Raw genomic sequence first — 22,626 nt, 5'->3', positions numbered from 1 at the left:
CGCGCGGCATCGACGCGGTCTCCACGATCCCGGCCGGCGCCCGGGGCGCCGACGTGATCAAGCTCCTGCGGGGCGACCCTGACCGGCCCTATCTGGTGGTCGCCGGGCAAGATGTCGTGGGAGTGTTGACCATTAAGGACGTTCTCGAAGTGCTTGACGGGAGATGACCTTTGCCGCGCAGAGGACCGTTCGCACCCGGTGACCGGGTGCAGCTGACCGACCCCAAAGGGCGGATGCACACCATCGTCCTCGAACCGGGCAAGGCCTACCACACCCATCGCGGTGCGCTCGCCCACGACGATCTGATCGGCCTGCCCGACGGCAGCGTGGTCACGTCCACCGGCGGCACCGCCTATCTCGCGCTGCGCCCGCTGCTGGCCGACTACGTGCTGTCGATGCCGCGCGGCGCCCAGGTCATCTACCCCAAGGACGCCGCGCAGATCGTCTCCATGGGCGACGTGTTCCCGGGCGCGAAGGTGCTGGAGGCCGGGGCCGGGTCGGGTGCGCTCACCTGCTCCCTGCTGCGGGCGGTCGGCGAGGCCGGCCAGGTGTGGTCATACGAGCTGCGCGAGGACTTCGCCGCCATCGCGAAAAAGAACGTAGAAGCCTGGTTTGGGGCACCTCATCCCGCCTGGCACCTTAGGGTCGGTGATGTGAGCGAATGCGCCGAGACCGGGTTCGACCGCATCATCCTGGACATGCTCACGCCCTACGAGGCGCTCGACTTGGTCGAGCGGGTGCTGCTGCCCGGCGGGGTGTTCATCGGCTACGTGGCCACGACCACCCAGCTGTCCGACCTGGTGGAGGCGCTGCGCGAGCGCGGGTCGTTCACCGAGCCGTACGCGTGGGAGTCGCTGGTGCGCGACTGGCACGCCGAGGGCCTGGCCGTCCGGCCCGACCACCGCATGATCGCGCATACGGCGTTCCTCGTGCGCTCGCGCAAACTCGCCCCGGGCGTGACCGCGCCTTTGCGGCGGCGCAAGCCCAGCAAGGGGATGGAGGCCTACCAGCAGCGGAGGGCGGTCGCGCAAGCATGAGTCAGCTGCCGCACGCCGTCTTTCCGGACTGGTCGCCGTACACCGAGCTCGACGCGGCCGCACGTGCCTACCTGCGCGACCCGGAGGTGGCCCTGGAGGTGCTGGCCGGCGTGCTCGGCGGGGGGCAGGTTCGCGGGTTCACGCTGGAGCGGTTCGTCAACGAGCACAACGGCGTGTGGCAGGAGGCCGTGGTCTGCGACGGCTCGCGGCTGCTGCTGTGGCACGGCGAGGACGTGGCCACCGACGACCCGGCCCACGGCGCGATGATCTCGTCGCTGCGGGTCGTGCCGCTCTCGGCGGTGATCGAGGTCGGATGCCGCAGGCGCCTGGCGCGTACCGCGAATGGACAGTTGCGTGTGGACAGTGTGGATGTCTACCTGCTGCTGAACTCCATAGACGAGGCACCGACCGGCCCCATGCTCGACGACGCTCGCACCGTCGTGCGCCAGGACGCGCTGCGATTCGGCAAGACGCTTGAGGACGGCGGGCCCGGGCAGATCGCCCGGCTGGAGGAGTTCGCCCGCCTCGTGGCCTCCCTCGTCGGCCGCCCGCTTGTGTAGCTAATCCACCCGAGCTTGAGCGCGCTCGTCTTCACTGAGCTGGTGAGAGTCCGACGCCCGGTGCAGGTGGATGCACTCGCCTGGGCACTCGGCGGCCGCGTCGATGACCTCCAGGCGCAGATGGTCGGGCACGTCGACCAGAGCACCCTTGGCCAATTGCAGCTCGCCCGAGGCATCCTTGACGTAGGCCAGGCCGTCGATGTCGAACTCGAAGACCTCGGGGGCGTATTGCACACACAGCCCGTCACCGGTGCACAAGTCCTGATCCACGCGGACACGAAGCTGAGTCACGGTTTTAGCCTACCGTGGCTATCTTGTTGCTTTCGTGGGGTGTCGGGAGGCTCCGTTGGCGGTCAAGAGCAGCTAGTGTTAAGAGCACCCTAACGCTTGGTCCGTCAAGGAGGACCAGGCGTAGAGGAATAGCCCCCGGGGAGGTGGGACGTGGCACGCAGCGATGACGCGGATGCGCGCGCAGCACGGTGGGAGAAGGAAGCCAACGATCTCTCCACGCAGGTCGCGTTCCTGCAGGAGGAGCTGGCGCTCCTGCGGCGCAAGCTCAGCGAGAGTCCGCGGCACGTGCGGCAGCTTGAGGAGCGGCTCGCCGCGACGCAGGCGCAGCTCGCGCGATTGACCGACAACAACGAAAGGCTGGTTGCGACGCTCAAGGAGGCGCGCGCCCAGATCGTCACCCTCAAGGAGGAGATCGACCGGCTGGCCCAACCGCCCAGCGGTTACGGCGTCTTCCTGGCCCGCCACGACGACGGCACCGTCGACGTCTTCACCGGCGGGCGCAAGCTGCGGGTGGCCGTGTCACCGTCCATCGACACGGCGGACCTGGCCCGCGGCCAGGAGGTCCTGCTCAACGACGCACTCAACATCGTCAACGCGCTCGGCTTCGAGCGGGTCGGCGAGGTCGTGATGCTCAAGGAGATCCTCGACGGCGGGGACCGCGCGCTGGTCATCTCGCACGCCGACGAGGAGCGCATCGTGTTCCTGGCGGAGGCGCTGATCGACGCGCCGCTGCGGGCCGGCGACTCGCTCATGATCGAGCCCCGGTCGGCATACGCCTATGAGCGCATCCCCAAGAGCGAGGTCGAGGAGCTGGTCCTGGAGGAGGTGCCCGACGTCGGTTACCACGACATCGGCGGCCTGACCAACCAGATCGAGCAGATCCGCGACGCGGTGGAGCTGCCGTTCCTGCACGCGGACCTGTTCCGCGAGCACCACCTGCGGCCGCCAAAGGGCGTCCTGCTCTACGGCCCGCCCGGGTGCGGCAAGACGATGATCGCCAAGGCGGTGGCCAACTCGCTGGCCAAGAAGATCGCCGAACAGCGCGGCGAGGAGAAGCACACCAGCTACTTCCTCAACATCAAGGGTCCGGAGCTGCTCAACAAGTATGTCGGCGAGACCGAGCGGCACATCCGGCTCATCTTCCAGCGCGCCCGGGAGAAGGCCTCCGAGGGCACGCCGGTCATCGTGTTCTTTGACGAGATGGACTCGGTGTTCCGCACCCGTGGCTCAGGCGTCTCGTCCGATGTGGAGAACACCATCGTTCCTCAGCTCCTGAGCGAAATCGACGGTGTGGAAGGCTTGGAGAACGTCATCGTCATCGGCGCCTCCAACCGCGAGGACATGATCGACCCGGCCATCCTGCGGCCCGGCCGGCTCGACGTGAAGATCAAGATCGAGCGTCCCGACGCGGAGGCGGCAAAGGACATCTTCAGCAAATACATCATGACGAACCTGCCGCTCAACGCCGACGACATCGCCGAGCACGGCGGATCGGCCGAGGCATGCGTTCACGCGATGATCAACGCGGTGGTGCTGCGGATGTACTCGGAGACCGAGGAGAACCGCTTCCTCGAGGTCACCTACGCCAACGGTGACAAAGAGGTGCTGTACTTCAAGGACTTCAACTCCGGCGCGATGATCCAGAACATCGTGGACCGGGCGAAGAAGATGGCTATCAAGGAATTCCTCTCCTCGGGCAAGAAGGGCCTGCGGTTGCAGCACCTGCTCGACGCCTGCCTCGACGAGTTCCGGGAGAACGAAGACCTGCCCAACACCACCAACCCCGACGACTGGGCGCGCATCTCCGGCAAGAAGGGCGAGCGGATCGTCTACATCCGCACGCTGGTCTCCGGAGGCAAGGGCGCCGAGGCCGGCCGCTCCATCGACACGGTCACCAACACCGGCCAATACCTGTAAGGCGCGAGGCACGGCTCAAGGCCCACACCCGTCGCGGGTGTGGGCCTTGACCTTTCCCCTCGGTCAAGCCCCACGATCGGCGCTGTGATCGATTGCCGGCCGTTGCGCATTCCCGCTTTCCGGCGGCTGTGGGTGGCCTCGGCGGTCACCGCGGTCGGTGGGTCCTTCAGCCTCATCGCGGTACCGGCCCAGCTGTACGCGCTGACCGGGTCATCCACGGCGGTGGGCGCCGCGTCGGGTGTGTCGATGGGCTCGCTCATCCTCGCGGCCCTGTGGTCGGGCACGCTCGCCGATGCGATGGACCGCCGGTGGCTGCTGCTGGCCGGGCACGCGGGCCTGGGCCTGGCCCACGTGGGGCTGTGGCTCAACGGGGCACTCGGGTTCGGGTCGGTGCCGGCGGTGCTCGTGCTGGCGGCCGTGCAGGGGCTCGGTTTCGGCACCGTCTTGACGGTCGCGGGTGCGGCAGTGCCGCGCCTGGTGCCGTCCGCGCTGCTGGTCGCGGCGAACAGCCTGACCTCGCTGACCCGTCACACGGGCGCGGTCGCCGGCCCGCTGCTGGCCGGTGTGCTCATCCCGCTCGCCGGGCTGGACACCCTGTACCTGCTGGATGCGCTCGCGCTGACCGGGATGCTGTGGGCGGTGGGCAGGCTGCCCGCGATGCTCCCGGCGGGCCCTGTCGAGCGGGCGGGGCTGGGGGAGGGCTTCCGGCAGGTGGCGCGGCATCGCGTGCTGGTCGCGGTGCTCGCGGTGGACCTGGCCGCGATGGTGTTCTCGCTGCCGTTCGCGCTCTACCCGGAGCTGGCCGCCGGCGTGTACGGCGGCCCGGCCGGGGGTGGCATGGAGCTGGGCCTGCTGTATGCGGCGTACCCGGCCGGGGTGATCATGGTCGGGTTGGTGTCGGGGACATTCAGCCGGGCCAGGCGGCACGGTGCGCTGATGGCGTCGGCCGCGATGGCCTGGGGCGGCTGCGCGGTGCTGCTCGGGCTGGCCACGGACCTGTGGCCGGCGCTGGCGGCGCTGGTGGTGGGCGGTGGCGTCAATTTCGTGCTGAGCACGTTCCGCAACGCGATCTCACAGGCGTGTACGGATGACGCACTGCGCGGGCGGGTTCAGGGTGCACTGGTCGTGGTCGTGATGGGCGGGCCGCAGCTGGCCAATCTGGTGCACGGGCTGGCCGGGGCGGCGGTCGGCGCTCGGGTGGCGATCGGTGCGGGCGGCGCGTTGACCGTGGTCACGGTGGCGCTCCTGGTGCGCGTCGTGCCGGAGCTGTGCCGCTACGACGCCCGATCAGTGCGCGAGCGTGAAGGCGAGCCAGGCGGGGCCAAGGCCACCAGGCCCGCGCCGAATCCGCAGACTCTTGGTGCGCAAGCGAAACCAAGCCGAGCACGGCGGCGGTGACGATCCACGACCCGTAGGCCGGCGACCTGGCCCACGGCGGGCGTGAGCAATGCTCCAACGACATGCAGCGGCGGCTGGCGCGGCGCGCCGGTGACACCGGGCATCGGCCGCAGGCGCATGCCGAAGGGCCTGAAATCGATCGACGCCACATTTGGCACGATCTTTGCCACGCGGCGGGCCTCGTGTGCCGTCTCTGACGGGATCACGCTCGCGTCGATATAGGCAGGCAGACCGGGACAGCGTGAGCCCCGCCGGAGCTATCAAGATCGACGTGAGTGTGCTGGTGAGGGCGGATTCACGCGGACACCCTGCCGGGACGACCGGCTTGAGTGCCGATCGCGCCCGCAAACTCGCCCCCCGCCGTCGCTCTGCTGGGCGGTCGGGGTGGATAGGCTGACACCATGAGTGTCAGGCGCATCATGGGAACAGAGGTCGAGTACGGCATCTCCGTGCCCGGCCAGCCGGGAGCGAACCCGATGGTGACCTCCTCGCAGGTGGTCAACGCCTACGGAGCGCGGCCCGAACTGACCCGTGGGGGCCGGGCACGCTGGGACTACGAGGAAGAATCCCCGCTGCGCGACGCGCGTGGGTTCACCTACACGGGCACGGCCTACGACCCGGCGGAGGCGCTCGCCGACGAGGACCTCGGCCTGGCCAACGTCATCCTCACCAACGGCGCGAGGCTGTATGTGGACCACGCCCACCCGGAGTATTCGACCCCCGAGGTGACCAACCCGATGGACCTGGTGCGGTGGGACAAGGCGGGGGAGCGGGTGATGGCCGAGGGCGCGCGCCGCGCCGCCACCATCCCGGGAAGCCAGCCCATCCACCTGTACAAGAACAACACCGACAACAAGGGCGCGTCCTATGGGGCGCACGAGAATTACCTGATGAAGCGGCAGACCCCGTTTGCCGATATCGTGACCCATCTCACGCCGTTCTTCGTGACCCGGCAGATCATCACCGGCGCCGGGCGGGTCGGCATCGGGCAGGACGGCAGCCAGCCCGGCTTCCAGATCGCCCAGCGCGCCGACTTCTTCGAGGTCGAGGTCGGTCTGGAAACGACACTCAAACGCCCCATCATCAACACGCGCGACGAGCCGCACGCCGATGCCGACAAATACCGGCGGCTGCACGTCATCATCGGCGACGCCAACCTGTCCGAGATATCGACGTACCTCAAGGTCGGGATGACCTCCCTGATTTTGACGATGATTGAAGAGAAATCATTGGGTACCGATATGGGCATCGCCGACCCGGTGGCCGAGCTGCGCGCGGTCAGCCACGACCCCACGCTCAAGCACCTGATGCGGATGCGCGACGGGCGCCGGCTCACGGCGCTGGACCTGCAGTGGGCATACTACGAGCGGGCACGGTCCTTTGTGGACGCACGGACCGGGGCCGACACCGATCCGATGACGCGCGACGTGCTGGCGCGGTGGGAGAGCATGCTCGACCGGCTCGGGCGGGACCCGATGCTGTGCTCGCAGGAGCTCGACTGGGTTGCCAAGCTGCGGCTGCTCGAGGGCTACCGGGAGCGGGAAAACCTGGGCTGGGCATCGTCCAAATTGCAGCTTGTCGACCTGCAGTACTCCGATGTGCGACCGGAGAAGGGGCTCTACCACCGGCTCGTGGCGCGCGGGGCGATGAAGACGTTGCTGGAGCCGGAGCTCACCGAGCGGGCGATGGTCGAGCCACCGGAGGACACGCGCGCGTACTTCCGCGGGCGATGCCTCGCCAAGTACGCCTCCGAGGTGGTCGCGGCGAGTTGGGATTCGGTAATCTTCGATGTCGGGCGGGAGGCGCTGGTGCGCGTGCCGATGATGGAGCCGGAGAAGGGCACCAAGAAGCACGTGGGGGAGCTGTTCGACCGGTGTCCCAGCGCCAAGGACCTGCTCGAGATCATCACTGGCTGAGCGGTCGGCGGCGGTGATCGCTTTAGTCGGTGGGCCGCGCTAGGTTTAACAGACTCGACGAGTTGTTGGAGGGCAGTCGGAGATGGCCACACAAGACGGTGGACAGTCGCAGTCGGGCAAGTCGCGCCGCGACGAAGAGGTGGACGAGGTTGCCCCTGAGGCCAACCCCGAGGTCGCGGAGCGCGTGGAGCAGATCGGCGAGGACGTCGACGACCTGCTGGACGAAATCGACGCCGTTCTGGAAGAGAACGCCGAAGAATTTGTGCGCGGATACGTCCAGAAGGGGGGTGAGTGACCGTAAATGTCCGATTTTGAGGACGCTCGGGGGGTCCTGTGGCGGACGTGCCTCGATTGTGGACAGACGAGGCCGCTGGGCGACTTTCACGTGAGCCCACGGCGCAAGTACGAGCGTGGCAGTTATTGGCAAACCTGCTTCAATGAGCGGTCGAAGAAGAGCCACCGCAAACGGATGCTGGAAAAGCACGGTCGCGAGGCCCGAGTGCCGTTCAAGGCATCTGAGGGTCATCGGCGCTGTCCCGACTGCGACACGGTGAAGCCGCTCGAGGAGTTTCCGCTCAACAAGGCCAAGCCCAGCGGCTATGACCGATACTGCCTGCGTGGCATCCTGTGCCTCAACTGCAACACCGGGCTTGGTCACTACAAAGACAACATCGCTAACATGCGTAAAGCGATCGCCTACCTAGAGGAGACTTCGTGGCAGCGGGTTTTGGTACAACCGGGCGTCTACCGGCTGCGTTCACCACGCCGGGCATGTCTTCCTTCGCGGAATTCCTGACGCAGGCGGCGCCTGAACTGCTTCCGGGGAAACGTCCGTTGCCGCAGGGGGTGCACGACATCGCTCCACATGCGACGACCATTGTGGCGCTGACGTTCGCCGGCGGTGTGGTGATGGCCGGCGACCGGCGCGCGACGATGGGCAACCTGATCGCCAGCCGCGACATCGAGAAGGTGCACCCGGCCGACCCCTATTCGCTGGTCGGCATCGCGGGCACGGCCGGTGTGGGCATCGAGCTGATCCGGCTGTTCCAGGTGGAGCTGCAGCACTACGAGAAGATCGAGGGCGCGATGCTCTCGCTCGACGGCAAGGCCAACCGCCTGGCCACGCTGATCCGGCAGAACCTGGGCGCGGCGATGCAGGGCCTTGCGGTGATCCCGCTCTACGCGGGTTTCGACCTCGACGCGTCCGATGCGGCCACCGCCGGGCGCATTTTCAGCTTCGATGTGGCGGGCGGGCTCTACGAGGAGACGGGCTACGACGCGATCGGCTCGGGCTCGCTGTTCGCCAAGTCGGCGCTGAAGAAGACCTTCCGCCCCGGCATCGACGCGACGACCGCGGCCCGCCTGGCCGTCGAGTCGCTCTATGACGCGGCAGACGACGACACGGCCACCGGTGGCCCGGACGTGATTCGCAAGATTTTCCCGGTCGTGATGACCGCGACGGCCGAGGGCACCCAGCGAATGTCCGATGCCGAGACGGCCGAGCTGGCTCAGGCGATTATCGCCGAGCGGGCGGAACGACCCACCCCCTGATCCTGCACCCTCCATTTAGGACACTCAAAGGAGACCGACCGTCGTGGCAATGCAGTTCTACGCCTCCCCCGAGCAGATCATGCGGGACCGCTCCGAATATGCCCGCAAGGGCATCGCTCGCGGGCGCAGCGTCGTGGTGCTGACCTATTCGGGGGGAGTGTTGTTCGTGGCGGAGAACGTGTCCACCACGCTGCACAAGGTGAGCGAGATCTACGATCGCATCGGCTTCGCCGCGGTGGGCCGCTACAACGAGTTCGAAAATCTGCGCGCCGCCGGCGTGCGCATGGCGGATCTGCGCGGTTACTCCTATGACCGCCGCGATGTCACGGCCCGATCCTTGGCCAGCGCCTACGCGCAGACGCTCGGCGCCATCTTCAGCGAGCAGGGCAAGCCTTACGAGGTCGAGATCTGCGTCGCGGAGGTGGGCGTGACCCCCGCCCAGGATGAGCTGTTCCGGCTGCCCTACGACGGTTCGGTGCAGGACGAGCCCGGGTTCATGGCGATGGGCGGGCAGGCGGAGGCGATCGGCAACGTGCTGCGCGCCGAGCACAGCGAGGCGCACTCGCTGTCCGACGCGCTGAAGCTGGCCGTGAAGGCGCTCAGCAGCGTGGGCGGCGAGGGCGGCAACGCCCGCCAGCTGCCGCCGGATCAGCTTGAGGTGGCCGTGCTGGACCGCGCCAAGACCGGCCGCACGTTCCGGCGGATCAACGGCGCGGCGCTGTCGTCGATGCTGTCCAACGGCGAGCCCGCTCCCGACAAGCAGGAGCCGAAGTCGGTACCGTCGGCGAAGACGACCCCTTCGAAGACGCCCGCCCCGGAGGCGACGGAGGAGAGCGGCGAAGGCGCGTCCAGTTAGGACGCGCCCACCATGTCGTCCTGAGCCTGCTGCTCCTGCGGCAGGTGCACCAGGGCGGCGTTGGCGCGCAACGTCAGCAGGCTGGTGAACAGGCCCGCGCACAACACGGTCACGCCCATGGCGATGGCCGTGGCGCTGGGCAGCACGATGCGGATGGTGCCCTGCGGGTCGAGCGAGCCGAAGTCGGCCGAACCCCAGGCGCTCAGCGCGCCCACGGTGCCGATCGTGCCGCCCAGGATCAGCAGCAGGCCGATGGCGGCGCACACCTCCAGGCGCAGCCATCGGCTCCACACGGCCGAGCGCGACTCGTGCACGATGCGTTCGAACCGCCCGTAAACCTCGGCGAACGCTCCAAACAGGACCAGCTGCGCGCCCACGAGCGCGGCCAGGCACGCATAGGCCAGCGCGTTGATGTCGAACCCGACGTTGCCCACCTTGACCGGGCCGATGGCCAGCGCGACGGTCGCGGCCAGCCCCAGCACGAACAGCACCAGGCCGGGCTGGATGAGCGTGCGGCGCGGCGCGAACACCAGCAGGAATCGCAGGTGCCGCCAGCCGTCGCGCCAGGTGCGCAGGTGCGGCGGGCGGCTGCGGCCGTCGGGCTGCAGCGTTGTGGGGACCTCGACGATCGAGTATCCGGCCAGCGACGCCCGCACGACGAGCTCGGACGCGAACTCCATGCCGGGCATGCACAGCCCGAGGTCGATGATGCGGTCGCGGTTGAAGCCGCGGATGCCGCAGTGGAAGTCGCCGACGCCCTTGAGCCGGAACAGGTTTCGCCCGATCCACGACAGCACCGGGTTGCCCAGGTAGCGGTGCAGCGGGGGCATGGCCCCGGGCGCGATGCCGCCCTTGAACCGGTTGCCCATCACCACGTCGTGGCCCTCGCGCAGCTTTTCGATGAACGGCCCGAGATTGGACAGGTCGTAGGAGTCGTCGCAGTCGGCCATGATGACGTAACGCCCGTGGGCGGCCGCGATGCCGGCCATCAGCGCGCCGCCGTAGCCGCGGATGGGCGCGTGCACCAGCCGCGCCCCGTTGTCGATGGCGATCTGCTGCGAGCCGTCGGTGGAGCCGTTGTCGCTGACCACGACCTCGCCGCGCACACCGAGCGCGGCCAGCGATTTGAGCGCCTTGTTGACGCATATGGCCAGCGTCTCGGCCTCGTTGAGGCAGGGCAGGACCACGGTGACTTCGAGCTGCTCAGCCGACGACATCAAACGCCTCCTCTTCGCGCTCAGGCAGCCTACCCGAACGTGTGTCACACGCCACGCCGGACCACCGCCCAGTACGCGCGCATCGATGCGTTGAGAACCTTCAGAATGCCCGGGGGCAGCGGGATCAGCGGCGTGTCGAACGTGTCGGTGAGCAGGCGTGGCATCCACTGCCGGTCGGGCACGACCCGCTCGGCCTGCAGCTGCCGCCGCCGTTGCCGCACATGCCGCCGGTGCGCCCACAGCCACCCGTAGCCACGCGTCTTCTCCCGCAGCCAGCCCTGCTTGAGCGCCAGCAACAGCATGGCTGTCTCCAGCGCGAGCAGCGGCGGCGCGAGCAGCAGCAGCGCGCGCCAGCCCCACAGCGTCAGCACGAACATCAGCCGGTTGCGCTCGATCAGGTAGAACTTGAACGAGTTGCGGGCGAACTCGTACCGGTGGTGCACGATCGCGTCGGGCACGTTGACCACCCGCTGGCCGAGCCGCCACGTGCGCAGCGAGATCTCGGCGTCCTCGAAATAGGCGAAGTATTCGGCGTCGAACCCGCCCAGCCGCTCCCAGTGTTCGCGGCGCATGAGCACGCACGTGCCCATCGCGCCGGCCACATCGGTGGGGGACGTGCGGGTGTCGGGCTGGCCCATGCCGCCCACCCAGCTGACCCCCAGCACGTGGATCAGGTTGCCGCTGGAATTGAGCAGATCGGGCTGGTCGGCCAGTCGGATCGCGGCTGCGGCGATGCCGACATCGGGCCGCTGCAGCTGCTCGTGCAGGCGGGCCAGCACGCGCGGCGTCACGATCGCGTCGCTGCCCACCAGCGCCAGGTAGTCGCCCGTGGCCGCGGCGGCTCCGGTGTTGCAGCCGCCGGAGAAGCCCAGATTCGTCCCCGGCCGGATCACGCTTACCTGCGGCAGCTCGGCCAGCGCGGCGACGTCGTCGGTCGTGCACCCGTTGTCCACCAGAATCACGTCGACGATGGCGTCCTCGGAGCCGAGCAGGGCTTGCACGCAGCGGCGCAGGAACGGCTCCTCGTTCCACGCGAGCACGACGGCGGAGATCTTCGGTGGCGAGTTCATCGTTGATAGCCTCCCACGATTACCGCGGATCCTCGAACACCCCAGCCGCGAAAGCCTCCGCCAGTTGCTCGCGCCAGACCGGTTGCGGCGCAACGGGTGTGGCCTGCCATCGGGCGTGGCCGAGCACACTGTACGCCGGCCGGGGCGCGGGCCTGGGGAACGCATCGGTGGTCGTGGGCGTGATCCGGTCCGGGTCCAGCCCGGCCAGTTCGAACGTCGCCCGCGCCAGCCCATACCACGTGGTCTGCCCGCTTGCCGTGCCGTGGTAAACACCCGGCGCGGCGTCCCCGGACAGCGCTGCCTCGCCAAGCCCAGCCAACTGGCGGGCCAGGGCCACAGTCCACGTGGGCTGGCCGCGCTGATCGTCGACCACGGCGAGGGTGTCGCGGTCGCGCGCCAGGCGCAGCATCGTGGCGGGGAAGTTGCGCCCGTGCTGCCCGTACAACCACGACGTGCGCACGATGTAGCCGTGTTCGCGTCTGACCGCCTGCTCACCGACGAGCTTGCCGCGCCCGTAGGCGTTGCACGGCCCCGTGGGATCGTCCTCGGCGTAAGGGGTCTGGCCCGTGCCGTCGAACACGTAGTCGGTCGAGATCTGAATCAGCCGCGCGCCCACGCGACGGCACGCGGCGGCGAGCACACCCACGGCAGTCCCGTTGATCCGCGTCGCCTCGCTCTCGTGCTCCTCGGCGCCGTCCACGTCGGTCCACGCCGCCGTGTTGACCACCAGATCGTGCCCGGCCACGGCGTCGGCCACGGCGCCCGGGTCGGTGATGTCCAGCGCCTTGCGGTCCAGCGCGGTGAGCGCGACGTCGCGGCCGCGCAGCAGGTCGGCCACGTCGCGGCCGAGCATGCCGGCCGCGCCCGTGATCAGCCAGCGGCTCATCGAGCGTTGGCTGCCTTCAGCGGCTCCCACCAGGCCCGGTTTTCCTTGTACCAGTTGACCGTCGCGGCCAGTCCCGAGGCCAGGCCGACGGCCGGCTCGTAGCCCAGCTCCCGCTGGATCTTGGTGATGTCCAGCGAGTAGCGGCGGTCGTGGCCCTTGCGGTCGGCGACCGGCTGCACCATGCCCCAATCCGCGCCGCACGCCTCCAGCAGCATGCCGGTGAGCTCCTTGTTGGTCAGCTCCGTGCCGCCGCCGATGTTGTAGACCTCGCCCGCGCGCCCCTTGGACAGCGCCAGGTGGATGCCGTCGCAGTGGTCGTCGACGTGCAGCCAGTCGCGGATGTTGAGCCCGTCGCCGTAGAGCGGGACCTTCTTGCCGTCGAGCAGGTTCGTGACGAACAGCGGGATGACCTTTTCCGGGAACTGGTGCGGCCCATAGTTGTTGGAGCACCGCGTGACCACGACGTCGAGCGCGTGCGTGCGGTGGTAGGCCAGCGCGAGCAGGTCGGAGGACGCCTTGGACGCCGAGTAGGGCGAGCGCGGGGCGAGCGGCCACTCCTCGGTCCACGAGCCCTCCTCGATGGAGCCGTAGACCTCATCGGTGGACACGTGCAGGAAGCGGTCGATCCCGTGGCGCAGCGCGGCGTCGAGCAGGGTCAGCGTACCGACAACATTTGTCTTGACAAATTCGGCCGAACCCTCGATCGAGCGATCCACGTGCGTCTCGGCGGCGAAGTGGACCACCACGTCATGCCCGGCCACGACCTCGTCGACCAGATCGGCGTCGCAGATGTCGCCCTGCACGAACGTGTAGGCGGGATGGTCGGCCACGCCGGTGAGGTTGGCCAGGTTTCCGGAGTAGGTCAGCTTGTCCAGCACGGTCACGGTGTCGCCGCCCGCGCCGTAGGCTCCGCCGAGCAGGCGGCGGACGTAATTCGAACCGATGAACCCGGCTCCGCCGGTAACGAGGATCCTCACGGGTTGGGGAGTCTACGCGATGAACCTGGCTGGTAGCGACCTGCGCCCCATGAGTAGGCTGACGCGGTGCGTGGGATTCTCTTGGCCGGCGGGACAGGATCGCGGCTGTGGCCGCTGACCAGGGCCGTTTCGAAGCAGCTGATGCCGGTTTTCGACAAGCCGATGGTTTACTACCCGCTGTCCACGCTGATGATGGCGGGCATCAGGGAGATCCTGGTCATCACCACCCCGGAGGATCAATCGCAGTTCCAGCGTCTGCTGGGCGACGGCTCGCAGTGGGGGCTGCGGCTGGTCTATGCCGCGCAACCGCATCCAGGCGGCATCGCGCAGGCGTTCCTGATCGGTGAGGAGTTCATCGGCGACCAGGCGGTCGCGCTGATCCTTGGCGACAACATCTTCCACGGCGGCGGGCTGGGCCGGCAGCTCAACGACAACATCGGGGTCGACGGCGGGCGCATCTTCGCCTACCCGGTGGCCAATCCGCACGAATACGGCGTGGTCGAGTTCGACGAGTCCGGGCGGGTGCTCTCGATCGAGGAGAAGCCGCAGCGGCCGCGCTCCCGGTTCGTGGTCCCGGGGCTGTACTTCTACGACAACGAGGTGGTCAAGATCGCGCGTGACCTAAAGCCCAGCGCGCGCGGCGAGCTGGAGATCACCGCGGTCAACTCGGAATACCTGCAGCGCGGCAAGCTGCACGTGACCGTGCTCGACCGGGGCACGGCGTGGCTGGACACGGGCACGTTCAACTCGCTGGTGCAGGCGTCGGAATACGTGCGCGTGATCGAGGAGCGGCAGGGCTTCAAGATCGGCTGCGTGGAGGAGATCGCCTGGCGGGCCGGGTTCATCACCGACGAACGGCTCGCCGAGCTGGCTGTTCCGCTACTGAAAAGCGGCTACGGGGCCTACCTGCAGTCGCTGCCGGCTGTGACGGATCATTGATTGCGGAGCAGTCCGAGGCTCGGGATGATGTAGGCCCAGACAAGATCAATTAAGGTGCGGTGGCCCGACTCATGAAGATTCGACCCCTTTCCATCGACGGCGCCTTCGAGATGTCGCCGCAGCAGCACAGCGACGACCGTGGCGCGGTCATGGAGTGGTACCGCCAGGACCTGTTCGCCGAGGTTGTGGGGCACCCGCTGCACCTGGCCCAGTCCAACCTGTCGGTGTCGCGGCGCGGCGTCATCCGCGGCATCCACTTCGCCGAGGTCCCGCCGGGGCAGGCCAAATACGTGTCGTGCCTGCGCGGCGCGGGTGTGGACGTCGTCGTCGACCTGCGGGTGGGCTCGCCCACGTTCGGGCGATGGGAGATGGTCGCGCTCGACGACACCAACCGCAAGTCGATCTACATCGCCGAGGGCCTCGGGCACGGGTTCTGCGCCACCACCGACGACGCGACGCTGATCTACATGTGTTCGGCGCCCTACACGCCCGCCCGGGAGCACATCGTCAACGCGCTCGACCCGGAGCTGGGGATCGACTGGCCCACAAAGAATCCCATCCTGTCACAGCGTGACACGGCGGCGCCCGGCCTGGCCGAGGTCGCGCGAAGTGGGCTTTTGCCAAGATACGAGGATTGTCTGGCATACACGGCGAAGTTGCGGTCTGACCACGAGTGACCTTGAGCGCTTCGCCCGCTACTGTCTGAGCATGGACCGGCGAATCTTCGGACTCGAAACCGAATATGGCGTTACGTGCACCTATCGTGGGCAGCGGCGGTTGTCGCCCGACGAGGTGGCCCGCTACCTTTTCCGGCGGGTCGTCTCGTGGGGCCGGTCGAGCAACGTGTTCCTGCGCAACGGTGCCCGCCTCTACCTTGACGTCGGTTCCCACCCTGAGTACGCCACGCCCGAGTGCGACTCGGTGATCGACCTCGTGGCGCACGACCGCGCGGGGGAGCGCATCCTGGAGGGCCTGCTCGTCGACGCCGAGCGGCGCCTGCACGACGAGGGCATCGCGGGCGAGATCTACCTGTTCAAGAACAACACCGACTCGGCCGGCAACTCCTACGGCTGTCACGAAAACTATCTGGTCAGCCGGCACGGGGAGTTCGGCCGGCTGGCCGACGTGCTGATCCCGTTCCTGGTGACGCGTCAGCTCATCTGCGGGGCGGGCAAGGTGCTGCAGACGCCGCGCGGGGCCGTCTACTGCCTGTCGCAGCGCGCCGAGCACATCTGGGAGGGCGTTTCCAGTGCGACGACGCGCAGCCGCCCGATCATCAACACGCGCGACGAGCCGCATGCGGACGCCGAGCGATACCGGCGGCTGCACGTCATCGTCGGCGACTCCAACATGAACGAGGTGACCACGCTGCTCAAGGTGGGCAGCGCGGACATCGTGCTGCGCATGATCGAGACCGGGGTGGCCATGCCGGATCTCGCGCTGGAAAACCCCATCCGGGCGATTCGCGAGGTCTCGCACGACGTCACCGGGCGGCGCAAGGTGCGGCTGGCCAACGGCAAGGAGGCCAGCGCGCTGGAGATCCAGCGGATCTACTTCGAGAAGGCGACCGAGTTCGTGTCCCGGCGCGGCACCGACGCGGTCTCGCAGCGCGTGGTGGACCTGTGGGGCCGGGTGCTGACGGCGGTGGAGGACGGCGACCTGACCGGGGTGGCCCGCGAGATCGACTGGGTGACCAAGCTGCGCCTGATCGAATCGTACCAGAAGAAGCACGACCTGCCGCTGTCGAGCCCGCGCGTGGCCCAGATGGATTTGGCCTATCACGACCTGCGCCGCGGGCGCGGGCTTTACGCGCTGCTGGAGCGGCGCGGCAAGGTCGACCGGGTGGTGTCGGACGTGCGCACGTTTGAGGCCAAGGAGACCCCGCCGCAGACCACCCGGGCGCGGCTGCGCGGCGAGTTCATCCGGCACGCCCAGGAAAAGCGGCGCGACTTCACCGTCGACTGGGTGCACCTCAAGCTCAACGACCAGGCGCAGCGGACGGTGCTGTGCAAGGACCCGTTCCGGGCGCACGACGAACGAGTGGAGCGGCTCATCGCCTCAATGTGACGGGCTGCCTTCGAGCGCAGGCGCCTTTTCCAAGGCGCCTGACCGCTTCGATGTGAGCCTTGCGGTGACGAACCCGTCGATCGCGCAGCAGACGAAGATGAGCATGGCGAGGCGTGCGGCCACGGCCTCCTGCAGGCCGAACCGCCACGTCTCGCCCGCGCCGAGCAGGATCGTGATGAGCGCGCTGCCCAGCGCGCCGGCGGCCAGCAGCGCGGCCCCGGCGATCAGCCACGGATGAGCCCGGCGGATCAGCGCGAGCCCGAGCGTGAGCGCCAGGCCTGCCAGCGTGATGAGCAACTGGGCGTGTCCGGGTGGGAAGATGAGGCGTTCCATTTTGGACAGTACCGAGGGCGTCTGCGCGTAGTCGGCTCCGCGCAACGAATCCGACCACATCTGGTAGTGCTGCCGCGCGAACAGCCCGGGGGCCGCCTTGGCGTACTCCGACCACATCGTGTCGCGGTGCTCCTGCGTCCACGCCTTGAGCGCCGGGCACTGGTCGATCGCGTCGTGCAGCGCGGGCAGGTCCCAGCCGGGCAGCTGCGCGGCACGGTCGGCCGCCGGGCACTCGGGCATGCCGAGGCGTTGCTGGAAGGCCGATTTGACGGCGGGATCGGGAAGCACGTTGATCCGCAAGCGGTACAACATAAGGCCTTGCTCATGGGTTATATGAGGCGTGGCCGTCCACTTCTCGGCGGCGTGCAGGCTGATTTGCCCCGTGACATAACTCCACCCGGCAGCGAGCACCAGCACGGCGGCGGCCACGGCCGGGGCCACCCAGCGCCGGTGCCGCCACGCCACGACCACGACCACGAGCACCAGCGGGGCCAGCAGGGGCAGCATGTCCACCCGCACGAACGTCCACCACACGGCCACGACCGTCATGAGGATCAGCGGGGCGAGCCGCAAAGTCCTTGCCCACCAAAGGAAAAACGCGAGCACGAGCGCGCCCAGCGATAGCGACAGCGACTCGGAAAGGATCGCGAAGTCCCAGCTGGCCACCGTCCGGGTCAGGGCAAGCAGCAGCACGACGCCACCGGCGAGCGCCTGCGCGGCGGGCGAGCGGAAGCAGCGCGCCAGCGACCACGCCAGCACCAGCCACGCGACCGTGCCCAGGGTCCACTGCGCCACCGCGCGCGCCTGATCGTCGCCGAACATCGCATAGAACAGCGGCACGCCCCACGGCCGCGGCGCCTGCCCGGTGAACGACACCAGCTCACCGCGGTCCCAGAACGGGTCTCCGCGCAGCGCGTAGGAGAACGTGTCAAACGACGTGTACACCTTGCCGCCCAGCAGGATGACGATCCGGCCGGCGAGGAACGCGGCCACCAGTGCGGCGGCGAGCGCCTTCCAGCGAGTGGGCATGCCGATCCCTTCGGGGCGTGGACTCCCGACAGAGTACCTATGATCTCGCGGCATACTCTTGGCCGGGCGCGTATGGCCGCGGGCCCACGGACGGAGGCGGAATGACACTGGCGGCTAGAGCCGTGCGATGGCTCCCCCTGCTGGCGGTTTCGGGTGCCCTGTGCGCGATGCTGTTGGCCACCGGCGTGCCGTTCGACTACATCCTGCGGTATGCCGGTTACGCGCTGTGGGCCGTGACCCTGCCGGGCACGCTGGTGTACCGGGCGCTGCGGCGCAACACCCTGGGCCTGGCCGAAGACCTGGCGATGGGCTCGGCCCTTGGCCTGGTGCTGGAGATCGCGGTGTTCGTGGTGGCGTCGGTGACCGACCTGCGGGGGCTGCTGTGGGTGTGGCCGCTGCTGGTCGTGGTGCCGTTCGCGGCCGTGCCCCGGCTGCGCCGGCACTGGCTGCCGCGTCAGGGGGAGCGGGCGCCGCTCACGTGGTCGTGGCCTGTCGCCGGGGTGGCCGTGTTTTTGCTGGCCTATTTGACGTTCGCGTTCTTCCGGCCCAACCAGCCGATCCCGGTCGGCGGGCCGCAGCGCTATTTCATCGACGAGCTTTTCTACCTTTCGCTGATCGGCGAGGCCAAGCACCACTTCCCGCTCGAAGTGCCGGCGGTGGCCGGGCAGTCGCTGGACTACCACTGGTTCACCTTCGCCCACTACGCCGTCGCGAGCACGATCAGCGGGGTGGAGCCGCACTTCGTGCTGTTCCGGCTGGGGCTGGCGTTCCTGGTCGTGCTCGGCGTGGTGCTGCTCGGGGTCGTGGGGTGGCGGGTCACGTCCAGCTCGCTGGCCGGGGCCGTGTCGACCGCGCTGGTGTTCGCGATCGGCGAGGTGGCCGTGGGCAGCATGGCCCTCGGGCCGCTGGGCGGGGTGACCGCATACATGATCTGGGGGAGCCCGTCGCTGATCTACGGCGCGCTGATGACGTTCCCGCTCATCGCGCTCGGCGTGGACCGGCTGGCCGGAGACGGCGCGCCGGGCACGCTCGGCCGGGGCGCGTGGGTGCTGCTCGCGCTGTTTTCGCTGGGGGCAACCGGGGCCAAGGCGTCGGTGCTGCCGGTGGCGGTGTGCGCGGCCGGGCTGGTGTGCCTGGTCCAGTTGGTGCGGCGGCGGTTCAGCGCGGCGCCCTGGCTGCTGGGCGGGCTGCTGATCGCGGCGCAGGTGGTGGCGATGGTCGTGCTCTATCGGTTCAAGTCCAACGGGCTCTACATCCATCCACTGGCCAATGTGGACGCGTTCCTGACCCGCGCGATCAACCGTCCATGGTGGAAGGAGCTGTTCGTCTTCGCCTTCGTGGTGGGCGGCTACTTCCTGTTCATGTTCACCCGGCTGGCCGGGATCGCGGTGCTGGCGTGGGTGCGGCGGCGCGAATGGGGTACCGCGCAATGGTTTTTGTCAGGCGGAATCGTCGGCGGCGCCGCGGGTACCCTCCTGCTCTGGCACCCCTCCTATGCCCAAGGATATTTTGTACGGTCCGGGTTCGCGTTCGGCGCGGTGCTGTCCGCCTGGGGGCTCGTGGCGCTCATCGAGCACCATCGCGTGTCGATGCGGTTCTTCTGGGCCTCGGTCGCCGCGTCGCTGGTCGCGGTCGCCTGCCTGTCGCTGCTGATGTGGCGCTACGGCGCGACGGGCGGCTTCGGCTGGCACGACATGCTGCCCATCTATCGCATGGCGCTGTCGGTCATGGCGCTGGCCGCGTTGGTGTGGCTGGTGCTGTGGTGGGCCGGCCGCCGCGGATGGGCGCCCAGGGGCGGCGGTGCGGTGGCCGCGCTGGTGCTCGTGATGTGCGCGGGCGCGACCGGATTGCCTTGGGACGCCAAGCTTTTCGCCAACGCCGGGCCGATTCCGTACCACGTCGAAGTCACCCCGGAGCGGGCCGAGGCGGCGCAATGGGTCAGGGACCACAGCGAGCCCGGCGACCTGCTGGCCATCAACGCGCACTGCCTCAAACCGAACTCCGACCCGTGTTCGAGCCTTTCGTTCTGGCTCTCGGGTTTCGCCGAGCGCAGGGTGCTCGTGGAGAGCTGGGCCTACACCGCGCAGGCCAACGAGGACGCGGCGCGGCAGGGCGTGACCCAGACCCAGGTGGGCTTCTGGGATCAGGAACTGTTGCGCCGCAACGACAGCGCTTTCAGCCAGCCGTCCGCGGAGTCGATCCGGTGGCTGCGGGAGCGGGGCGTGCGCTGGATGGTCGCCGACCGGGCGTTCGGGCGCGAGGCGGCGAACCTCAAGGAGTTCGCTTTGCTCAGGTTTGAGCGAGGAGATGTCGCCGTGTACGAAGTAGGCTGCCCCACGGCCGGTGGCGCTTGCTAGGCTCGCGTCGTGACGACGCTGCCAAGGATCCCCTTCAACCGCCCGTACCTGACCGGGCTCGAGTCGGGCTACATGAGCGAGGCGATGGCCTCCGGGGCGCTCTCCGGTGACGGACCCTTCACCAAGCGGGCCACCGAACTGCTGCGGGACACGTTGGGGACGCAGGCGGCCCTGCTGACCACGTCCTGCACGCACGCGCTGGACATGTCGGCGATCCTGCTCGACCTCCAGCCGGGCGACGAGGTGATCATGCCGTCGTTCACGTTCTGCTCCACCGCGACCGCCTACGCGCTGCGCGGCGCGGTGCCGGTGTTCGTCGACTGCCGCCCCGACACGCTCAACATCGACGAGTCGCTCATCGAGGCCGCCATCACCGAGCGGACCAAGGCCATCGTGGTGGTGCACTACGCGGGCGTCGGCTGCGACATGGACGCGATCACCGCGATCGCCCAGCGGCACGGCCTGACCCTCATCGAGGACAACGCGCACGGGATCGGCGCCACCTACCGCGGGCAGGGCCTGGGCACGTTCGGCGCGATGGCCACGCAGAGCTTCCACGAGACCAAAAACGTCCACTGTGGAGAGGGCGGCGCACTGGTCTTCAACGACCTGCGGTTCCTGCACCGAGCCGAGATCATCCGGGAGAAGGGCACCAACCGCAGCCAGTTCTTCCGCGGGATGGTCGACAAATACCGCTGGGTCGACATCGGCTCCAGCTTCCTGCCCAGCGACCTGCTCGCCGCGTTCCTGACCGCGCAGCTGGAATCGTTCACCGAGATCCAGAAAGAGCGGCAGGCGGTCTGGAGCGCCTACCACGAGCAGCTGGCCGCGTGGGCGGGCGAAAACGGCGTGGCCCAGCCGACCGTGCCGGAGCACTGCCAGCACCCGGCCCACCTCTACTACCTGCTCATGCCCGATCTCGGGCACCGGCAGGCGCTGCTGGCGCACCTCGCGGAGCGGGCCGTGCAGGGCACCTTCCACTACCAGCCGCTGCACTCCGCCCCGGCGGGCGTGCGCTACGGGCGCACGGGCTCGGCCGACGGCTGCCCGGTGACCGACGACGTGGCCGACCGGCTGGTGCGCCTGCCGGTGTATGCGGGCATGCGCGACGAGGAGCTCGACCGGGTCGTCGCCGCGGTGCTCTCCTATCGGGTCGCCTGAATCAAACCCCTCAGCGGATGCTCGGCACGTTGGCCGGGCGGTGCTGATCGGGTCTGCTCAGCGCATGCTCGGCACGTCGGCCGGGCGGGGGTGATCGGGTCTGCTCAGCGCATGCTCGGCACGTCGGCCGGGCGGGGGTGATCGGTCTGCTCCGCGTCGCGCGCGGCCAGCTCCTCCCGGGCGGCCAGCGGCAGCTCGCTCGGGGCGCCCTCGGTGCGCTCGCGGATGACGTAGGTCGGGCGGCCCATGCCGCCGGAGTGAATGCGGCCCACGTATTCGCCCAGCACACCGATCGCGACCATCTGCGCCGCCGCGAACATCGCGATCATCGAGGCGATGGTGGTAAAGCCGGCCTGCGTGGTGCGGCCGTCGAAGTACATCCACAGCATGCGGGTCAGCAGCCCCACGCCGATCAGGCCGACCAGGAAACCGAGGTAGGTCACCAGGCGCAGCGGCTTGGTGGAGTAGCCCAGGGCCATGTTGAGCGCGTGCTTGACGAGCCTGCCGACGGTGTATCCCGAACGGCCCTCCGCCCGGTCGGCCATGTCCACGGTCTGGACCGCGATCCGGGTCGTCGACCACGACAGCGTCACGTCGATGGAGGCGTGCGGGCCCTGCACCTGCTCGAAGCCGCCGCGCATGAAGGCCCGGAACGCGCGGAACGCGCTGGCCTGGTCGGCGTTTTGCGCGCCGAGCGCGACCGCCATGCCGGTCTTGGCCACGCGCGAGGTCAGATTGCGGAAGAAGCCGTGCTCCTCGGTGGCGGCCACGCCGTAAACCAGATCCACGTCGTCGGTGAGCGCGGCCAGCAGCTTGGGCACCTCCTCCGGCGGGTGCTGCAGGTCATCGTCCATGGTGACGATCACCTCGAACCGGGCCGCCCGCAGCCCGGCCACCAGCGCGTTGTGCTGCCCGTAGTTGCGGGCGAGCCGGATGGCGCGCACCGGGCCGGAGCGCTTGGCCAGGGAGTCGGCGACCTCCCAGGTGTTGTCGGGGCTGCCGTCCACCACAAGGATGATCTCGTATGCCGTGGTCGCGTCGGCCATCACCTTGTTGAGCCGCTC

21 protein-coding genes are annotated in these 22,626 nt (G+C 68.7%); 14 read left to right on the top strand and 7 right to left on the bottom strand.

What is annotated here, in order from left to right; all coding sequences use genetic code 11:
* The first annotated feature begins 170 nt into the window (after positions 1-170).
* Both DM816_RS26685 and DM816_RS26680 read left to right on the top strand, forming a co-directional pair.
* On the top strand, positions 171-1,037 hold the full coding sequence (locus tag DM816_RS26685) for a tRNA (adenine-N1)-methyltransferase (RefSeq protein ID WP_117213153.1): 867 nt from the start codon (positions 171-173) through the stop codon (positions 1,035-1,037).
* Positions 1,034-1,597 (top strand): hypothetical protein, encoded by a 564-nt coding sequence (locus tag DM816_RS26680; protein ID WP_117213152.1) that lies wholly within the window; start codon positions 1,034-1,036, stop codon positions 1,595-1,597. Before DM816_RS26685 ends, DM816_RS26680 begins: the two co-directional genes overlap by 4 nt.
* On the opposite strand, the gene DM816_RS26675 is transcribed toward DM816_RS26680, so the two are convergent.
* The gene (locus tag DM816_RS26675; RefSeq protein ID WP_117213151.1) at positions 1,598-1,888 is read right to left on the bottom strand and encodes a ferredoxin; all 291 of its coding nucleotides are present in this window, start codon (positions 1,886-1,888) and stop codon (positions 1,598-1,600) included.
* A gap of 150 nt (positions 1,889-2,038) precedes the next feature.
* Here DM816_RS26675 and arc point away from each other — a divergent pair, with 150 nt between their 5' ends.
* From arc to prcA, 7 genes are all read left to right on the top strand, one after another.
* The gene (arc, locus tag DM816_RS26670) at positions 2,039-3,805 is read left to right on the top strand and encodes a proteasome ATPase (RefSeq protein ID WP_117213150.1); all 1,767 of its coding nucleotides are present in this window, start codon (positions 2,039-2,041) and stop codon (positions 3,803-3,805) included.
* An 84-nt stretch (positions 3,806-3,889) separates the two neighbouring features.
* A complete protein-coding gene (locus tag DM816_RS26665) occupies positions 3,890-5,203 on the top strand; it encodes an MFS transporter (protein ID WP_162907865.1) in 1,314 nt (437 codons plus the stop codon).
* 401 nt (positions 5,204-5,604) lie between these two features.
* Positions 5,605-7,119 carry a depupylase/deamidase Dop gene (gene dop, locus DM816_RS26660; protein WP_117213148.1) on the top strand — a complete coding sequence of 505 codons (1,515 nt, stop codon included), beginning with the start codon at positions 5,605-5,607 and terminating at the stop codon, positions 7,117-7,119.
* Between the two features lie 82 nt (positions 7,120-7,201).
* The gene (locus DM816_RS26655) at positions 7,202-7,414 is read left to right on the top strand and encodes a ubiquitin-like protein Pup (RefSeq protein ID WP_117213147.1); all 213 of its coding nucleotides are present in this window, start codon (positions 7,202-7,204) and stop codon (positions 7,412-7,414) included.
* Positions 7,415-7,504: 90 nt separating this feature from the next.
* Positions 7,505-7,915 carry an endonuclease domain-containing protein gene (locus tag DM816_RS26650; protein ID WP_162907864.1) on the top strand — a complete coding sequence of 137 codons (411 nt, stop codon included), beginning with the start codon at positions 7,505-7,507 and terminating at the stop codon, positions 7,913-7,915.
* On the top strand, positions 7,834-8,670 hold the full coding sequence (gene prcB, locus DM816_RS26645) for a proteasome subunit beta (RefSeq protein ID WP_117213145.1): 837 nt from the start codon (positions 7,834-7,836) through the stop codon (positions 8,668-8,670). Before DM816_RS26650 ends, prcB begins: the two co-directional genes overlap by 82 nt.
* Before the next feature lie 43 nt (positions 8,671-8,713).
* Positions 8,714-9,526, top strand: a complete 813-nt coding sequence (gene prcA / locus DM816_RS26640) for a proteasome subunit alpha (RefSeq protein WP_117213144.1) — start codon at positions 8,714-8,716, stop codon at positions 9,524-9,526.
* On the opposite strand, the gene DM816_RS26635 is transcribed toward prcA, so the two are convergent.
* From DM816_RS26635 to rfbB, 4 genes are read right to left on the bottom strand one after another with little or no spacing between them, the layout of a single operon-like run.
* Positions 9,523-10,743, bottom strand: a complete 1,221-nt coding sequence (locus DM816_RS26635; protein WP_117213143.1) for a glycosyltransferase family 2 protein — start codon at positions 10,741-10,743, stop codon at positions 9,523-9,525. The two genes, prcA and DM816_RS26635, sit on opposite strands and share 4 nt — an antisense overlap.
* Before the next feature lie 44 nt (positions 10,744-10,787).
* Complete coding sequence (locus DM816_RS26630) at positions 10,788-11,813, bottom strand: glycosyltransferase family 2 protein (RefSeq protein WP_117213142.1); 1,026 nt, start codon at positions 11,811-11,813, stop codon at positions 10,788-10,790.
* Positions 11,814-11,832: 19 nt separating this feature from the next.
* Positions 11,833-12,699: a dTDP-4-dehydrorhamnose reductase gene (gene rfbD, locus DM816_RS26625; RefSeq protein WP_117213141.1), complete on the bottom strand. Its 867-nt coding sequence runs from the start codon at positions 12,697-12,699 to the stop codon at positions 11,833-11,835.
* Positions 12,696-13,676: a dTDP-glucose 4,6-dehydratase gene (rfbB, locus tag DM816_RS26620; protein ID WP_117213140.1), complete on the bottom strand. Its 981-nt coding sequence runs from the start codon at positions 13,674-13,676 to the stop codon at positions 12,696-12,698. The genes rfbD and rfbB overlap by 4 nt, the downstream gene beginning before the upstream one ends.
* A 66-nt stretch (positions 13,677-13,742) precedes the next feature.
* Between rfbB and rfbA the strand changes: the two genes are divergently transcribed.
* The 3 genes from rfbA to pafA all read left to right on the top strand — a co-directional run bounded on the left by rfbA (position 13,743) and on the right by pafA (position 16,682).
* Positions 13,743-14,615, top strand: coding sequence for a glucose-1-phosphate thymidylyltransferase RfbA (rfbA, locus tag DM816_RS26615; RefSeq protein ID WP_117213139.1), 873 nt, complete (start codon positions 13,743-13,745; stop codon positions 14,613-14,615).
* 71 nt (positions 14,616-14,686) lie between these two features.
* On the top strand, positions 14,687-15,292 hold the full coding sequence (gene rfbC / locus DM816_RS26610) for a dTDP-4-dehydrorhamnose 3,5-epimerase (protein WP_117213138.1): 606 nt from the start codon (positions 14,687-14,689) through the stop codon (positions 15,290-15,292).
* Positions 15,293-15,323: 31 nt separating this feature from the next.
* Positions 15,324-16,682 (top strand): Pup--protein ligase, encoded by a 1,359-nt coding sequence (pafA, locus tag DM816_RS26605; protein WP_117213137.1) that lies wholly within the window; start codon positions 15,324-15,326, stop codon positions 16,680-16,682.
* Here the strand turns inward: pafA and DM816_RS26600 are convergent.
* Positions 16,674-18,044 (bottom strand): hypothetical protein, encoded by a 1,371-nt coding sequence (locus tag DM816_RS26600; protein WP_117213136.1) that lies wholly within the window; start codon positions 18,042-18,044, stop codon positions 16,674-16,676. The genes pafA and DM816_RS26600 overlap by 9 nt on opposite strands.
* A 122-nt stretch (positions 18,045-18,166) precedes the next feature.
* Here DM816_RS26600 and DM816_RS26595 point away from each other — a divergent pair, with 122 nt between their 5' ends.
* Positions 18,167-20,401, top strand: coding sequence for a hypothetical protein (locus DM816_RS26595; RefSeq protein ID WP_117213135.1), 2,235 nt, complete (start codon positions 18,167-18,169; stop codon positions 20,399-20,401).
* A gap of 9 nt (positions 20,402-20,410) precedes the next feature.
* Positions 20,411-21,562, top strand: a complete 1,152-nt coding sequence (gene rffA, locus DM816_RS26590; protein WP_246002266.1) for a dTDP-4-amino-4,6-dideoxygalactose transaminase — start codon at positions 20,411-20,413, stop codon at positions 21,560-21,562.
* Between the two features lie 104 nt (positions 21,563-21,666).
* Here rffA and DM816_RS26585 read toward each other — a convergent pair.
* Positions 21,667-22,626: glycosyltransferase family 2 protein (locus DM816_RS26585; RefSeq protein ID WP_162907863.1), on the bottom strand; the 960-nt coding region annotated here is incomplete at its 5' end.

Source organism: Allorhizocola rhizosphaerae (assembly GCF_003426775.1).
Classification (GTDB): domain Bacteria; phylum Actinomycetota; class Actinomycetes; order Mycobacteriales; family Micromonosporaceae; genus Allorhizocola; species Allorhizocola rhizosphaerae.
Note: the sequence above shows the minus strand (reverse complement) of the source record. Positions and strands in the feature narration are given on the sequence as shown.

Excerpts from the sequence above, each read along its gene's own strand:
- DM816_RS26680 (WP_117213152.1), top strand. The coding sequence starts at position 1,034 with ATGAGTCAGCTGCCGCACGCCGTCTTTCCGGACTGGTCGCCGTACACC.
- dop (WP_117213148.1), top strand. The coding sequence starts at position 5,605 with ATGAGTGTCAGGCGCATCATGGGAACAGAGGTCGAGTACGGCATCTCC.
- DM816_RS26655 (WP_117213147.1), top strand. The coding sequence starts at position 7,202 with ATGGCCACACAAGACGGTGGACAGTCGCAGTCGGGCAAGTCGCGCCGC.
- DM816_RS26635 (WP_117213143.1), bottom strand. The coding sequence starts at position 10,743 with ATGTCGTCGGCTGAGCAGCTCGAAGTCACCGTGGTCCTGCCCTGCCTC.
- DM816_RS26630 (WP_117213142.1), bottom strand. The coding sequence starts at position 11,813 with ATGAACTCGCCACCGAAGATCTCCGCCGTCGTGCTCGCGTGGAACGAG.
- rfbD (WP_117213141.1), bottom strand. The coding sequence starts at position 12,699 with ATGAGCCGCTGGCTGATCACGGGCGCGGCCGGCATGCTCGGCCGCGAC.
- rfbC (WP_117213138.1), top strand. The coding sequence starts at position 14,687 with ATGAAGATTCGACCCCTTTCCATCGACGGCGCCTTCGAGATGTCGCCG.
- pafA (WP_117213137.1), top strand. The coding sequence starts at position 15,324 with ATGGACCGGCGAATCTTCGGACTCGAAACCGAATATGGCGTTACGTGC.
- DM816_RS26600 (WP_117213136.1), bottom strand. The coding sequence starts at position 18,044 with ATGCCCACTCGCTGGAAGGCGCTCGCCGCCGCACTGGTGGCCGCGTTC.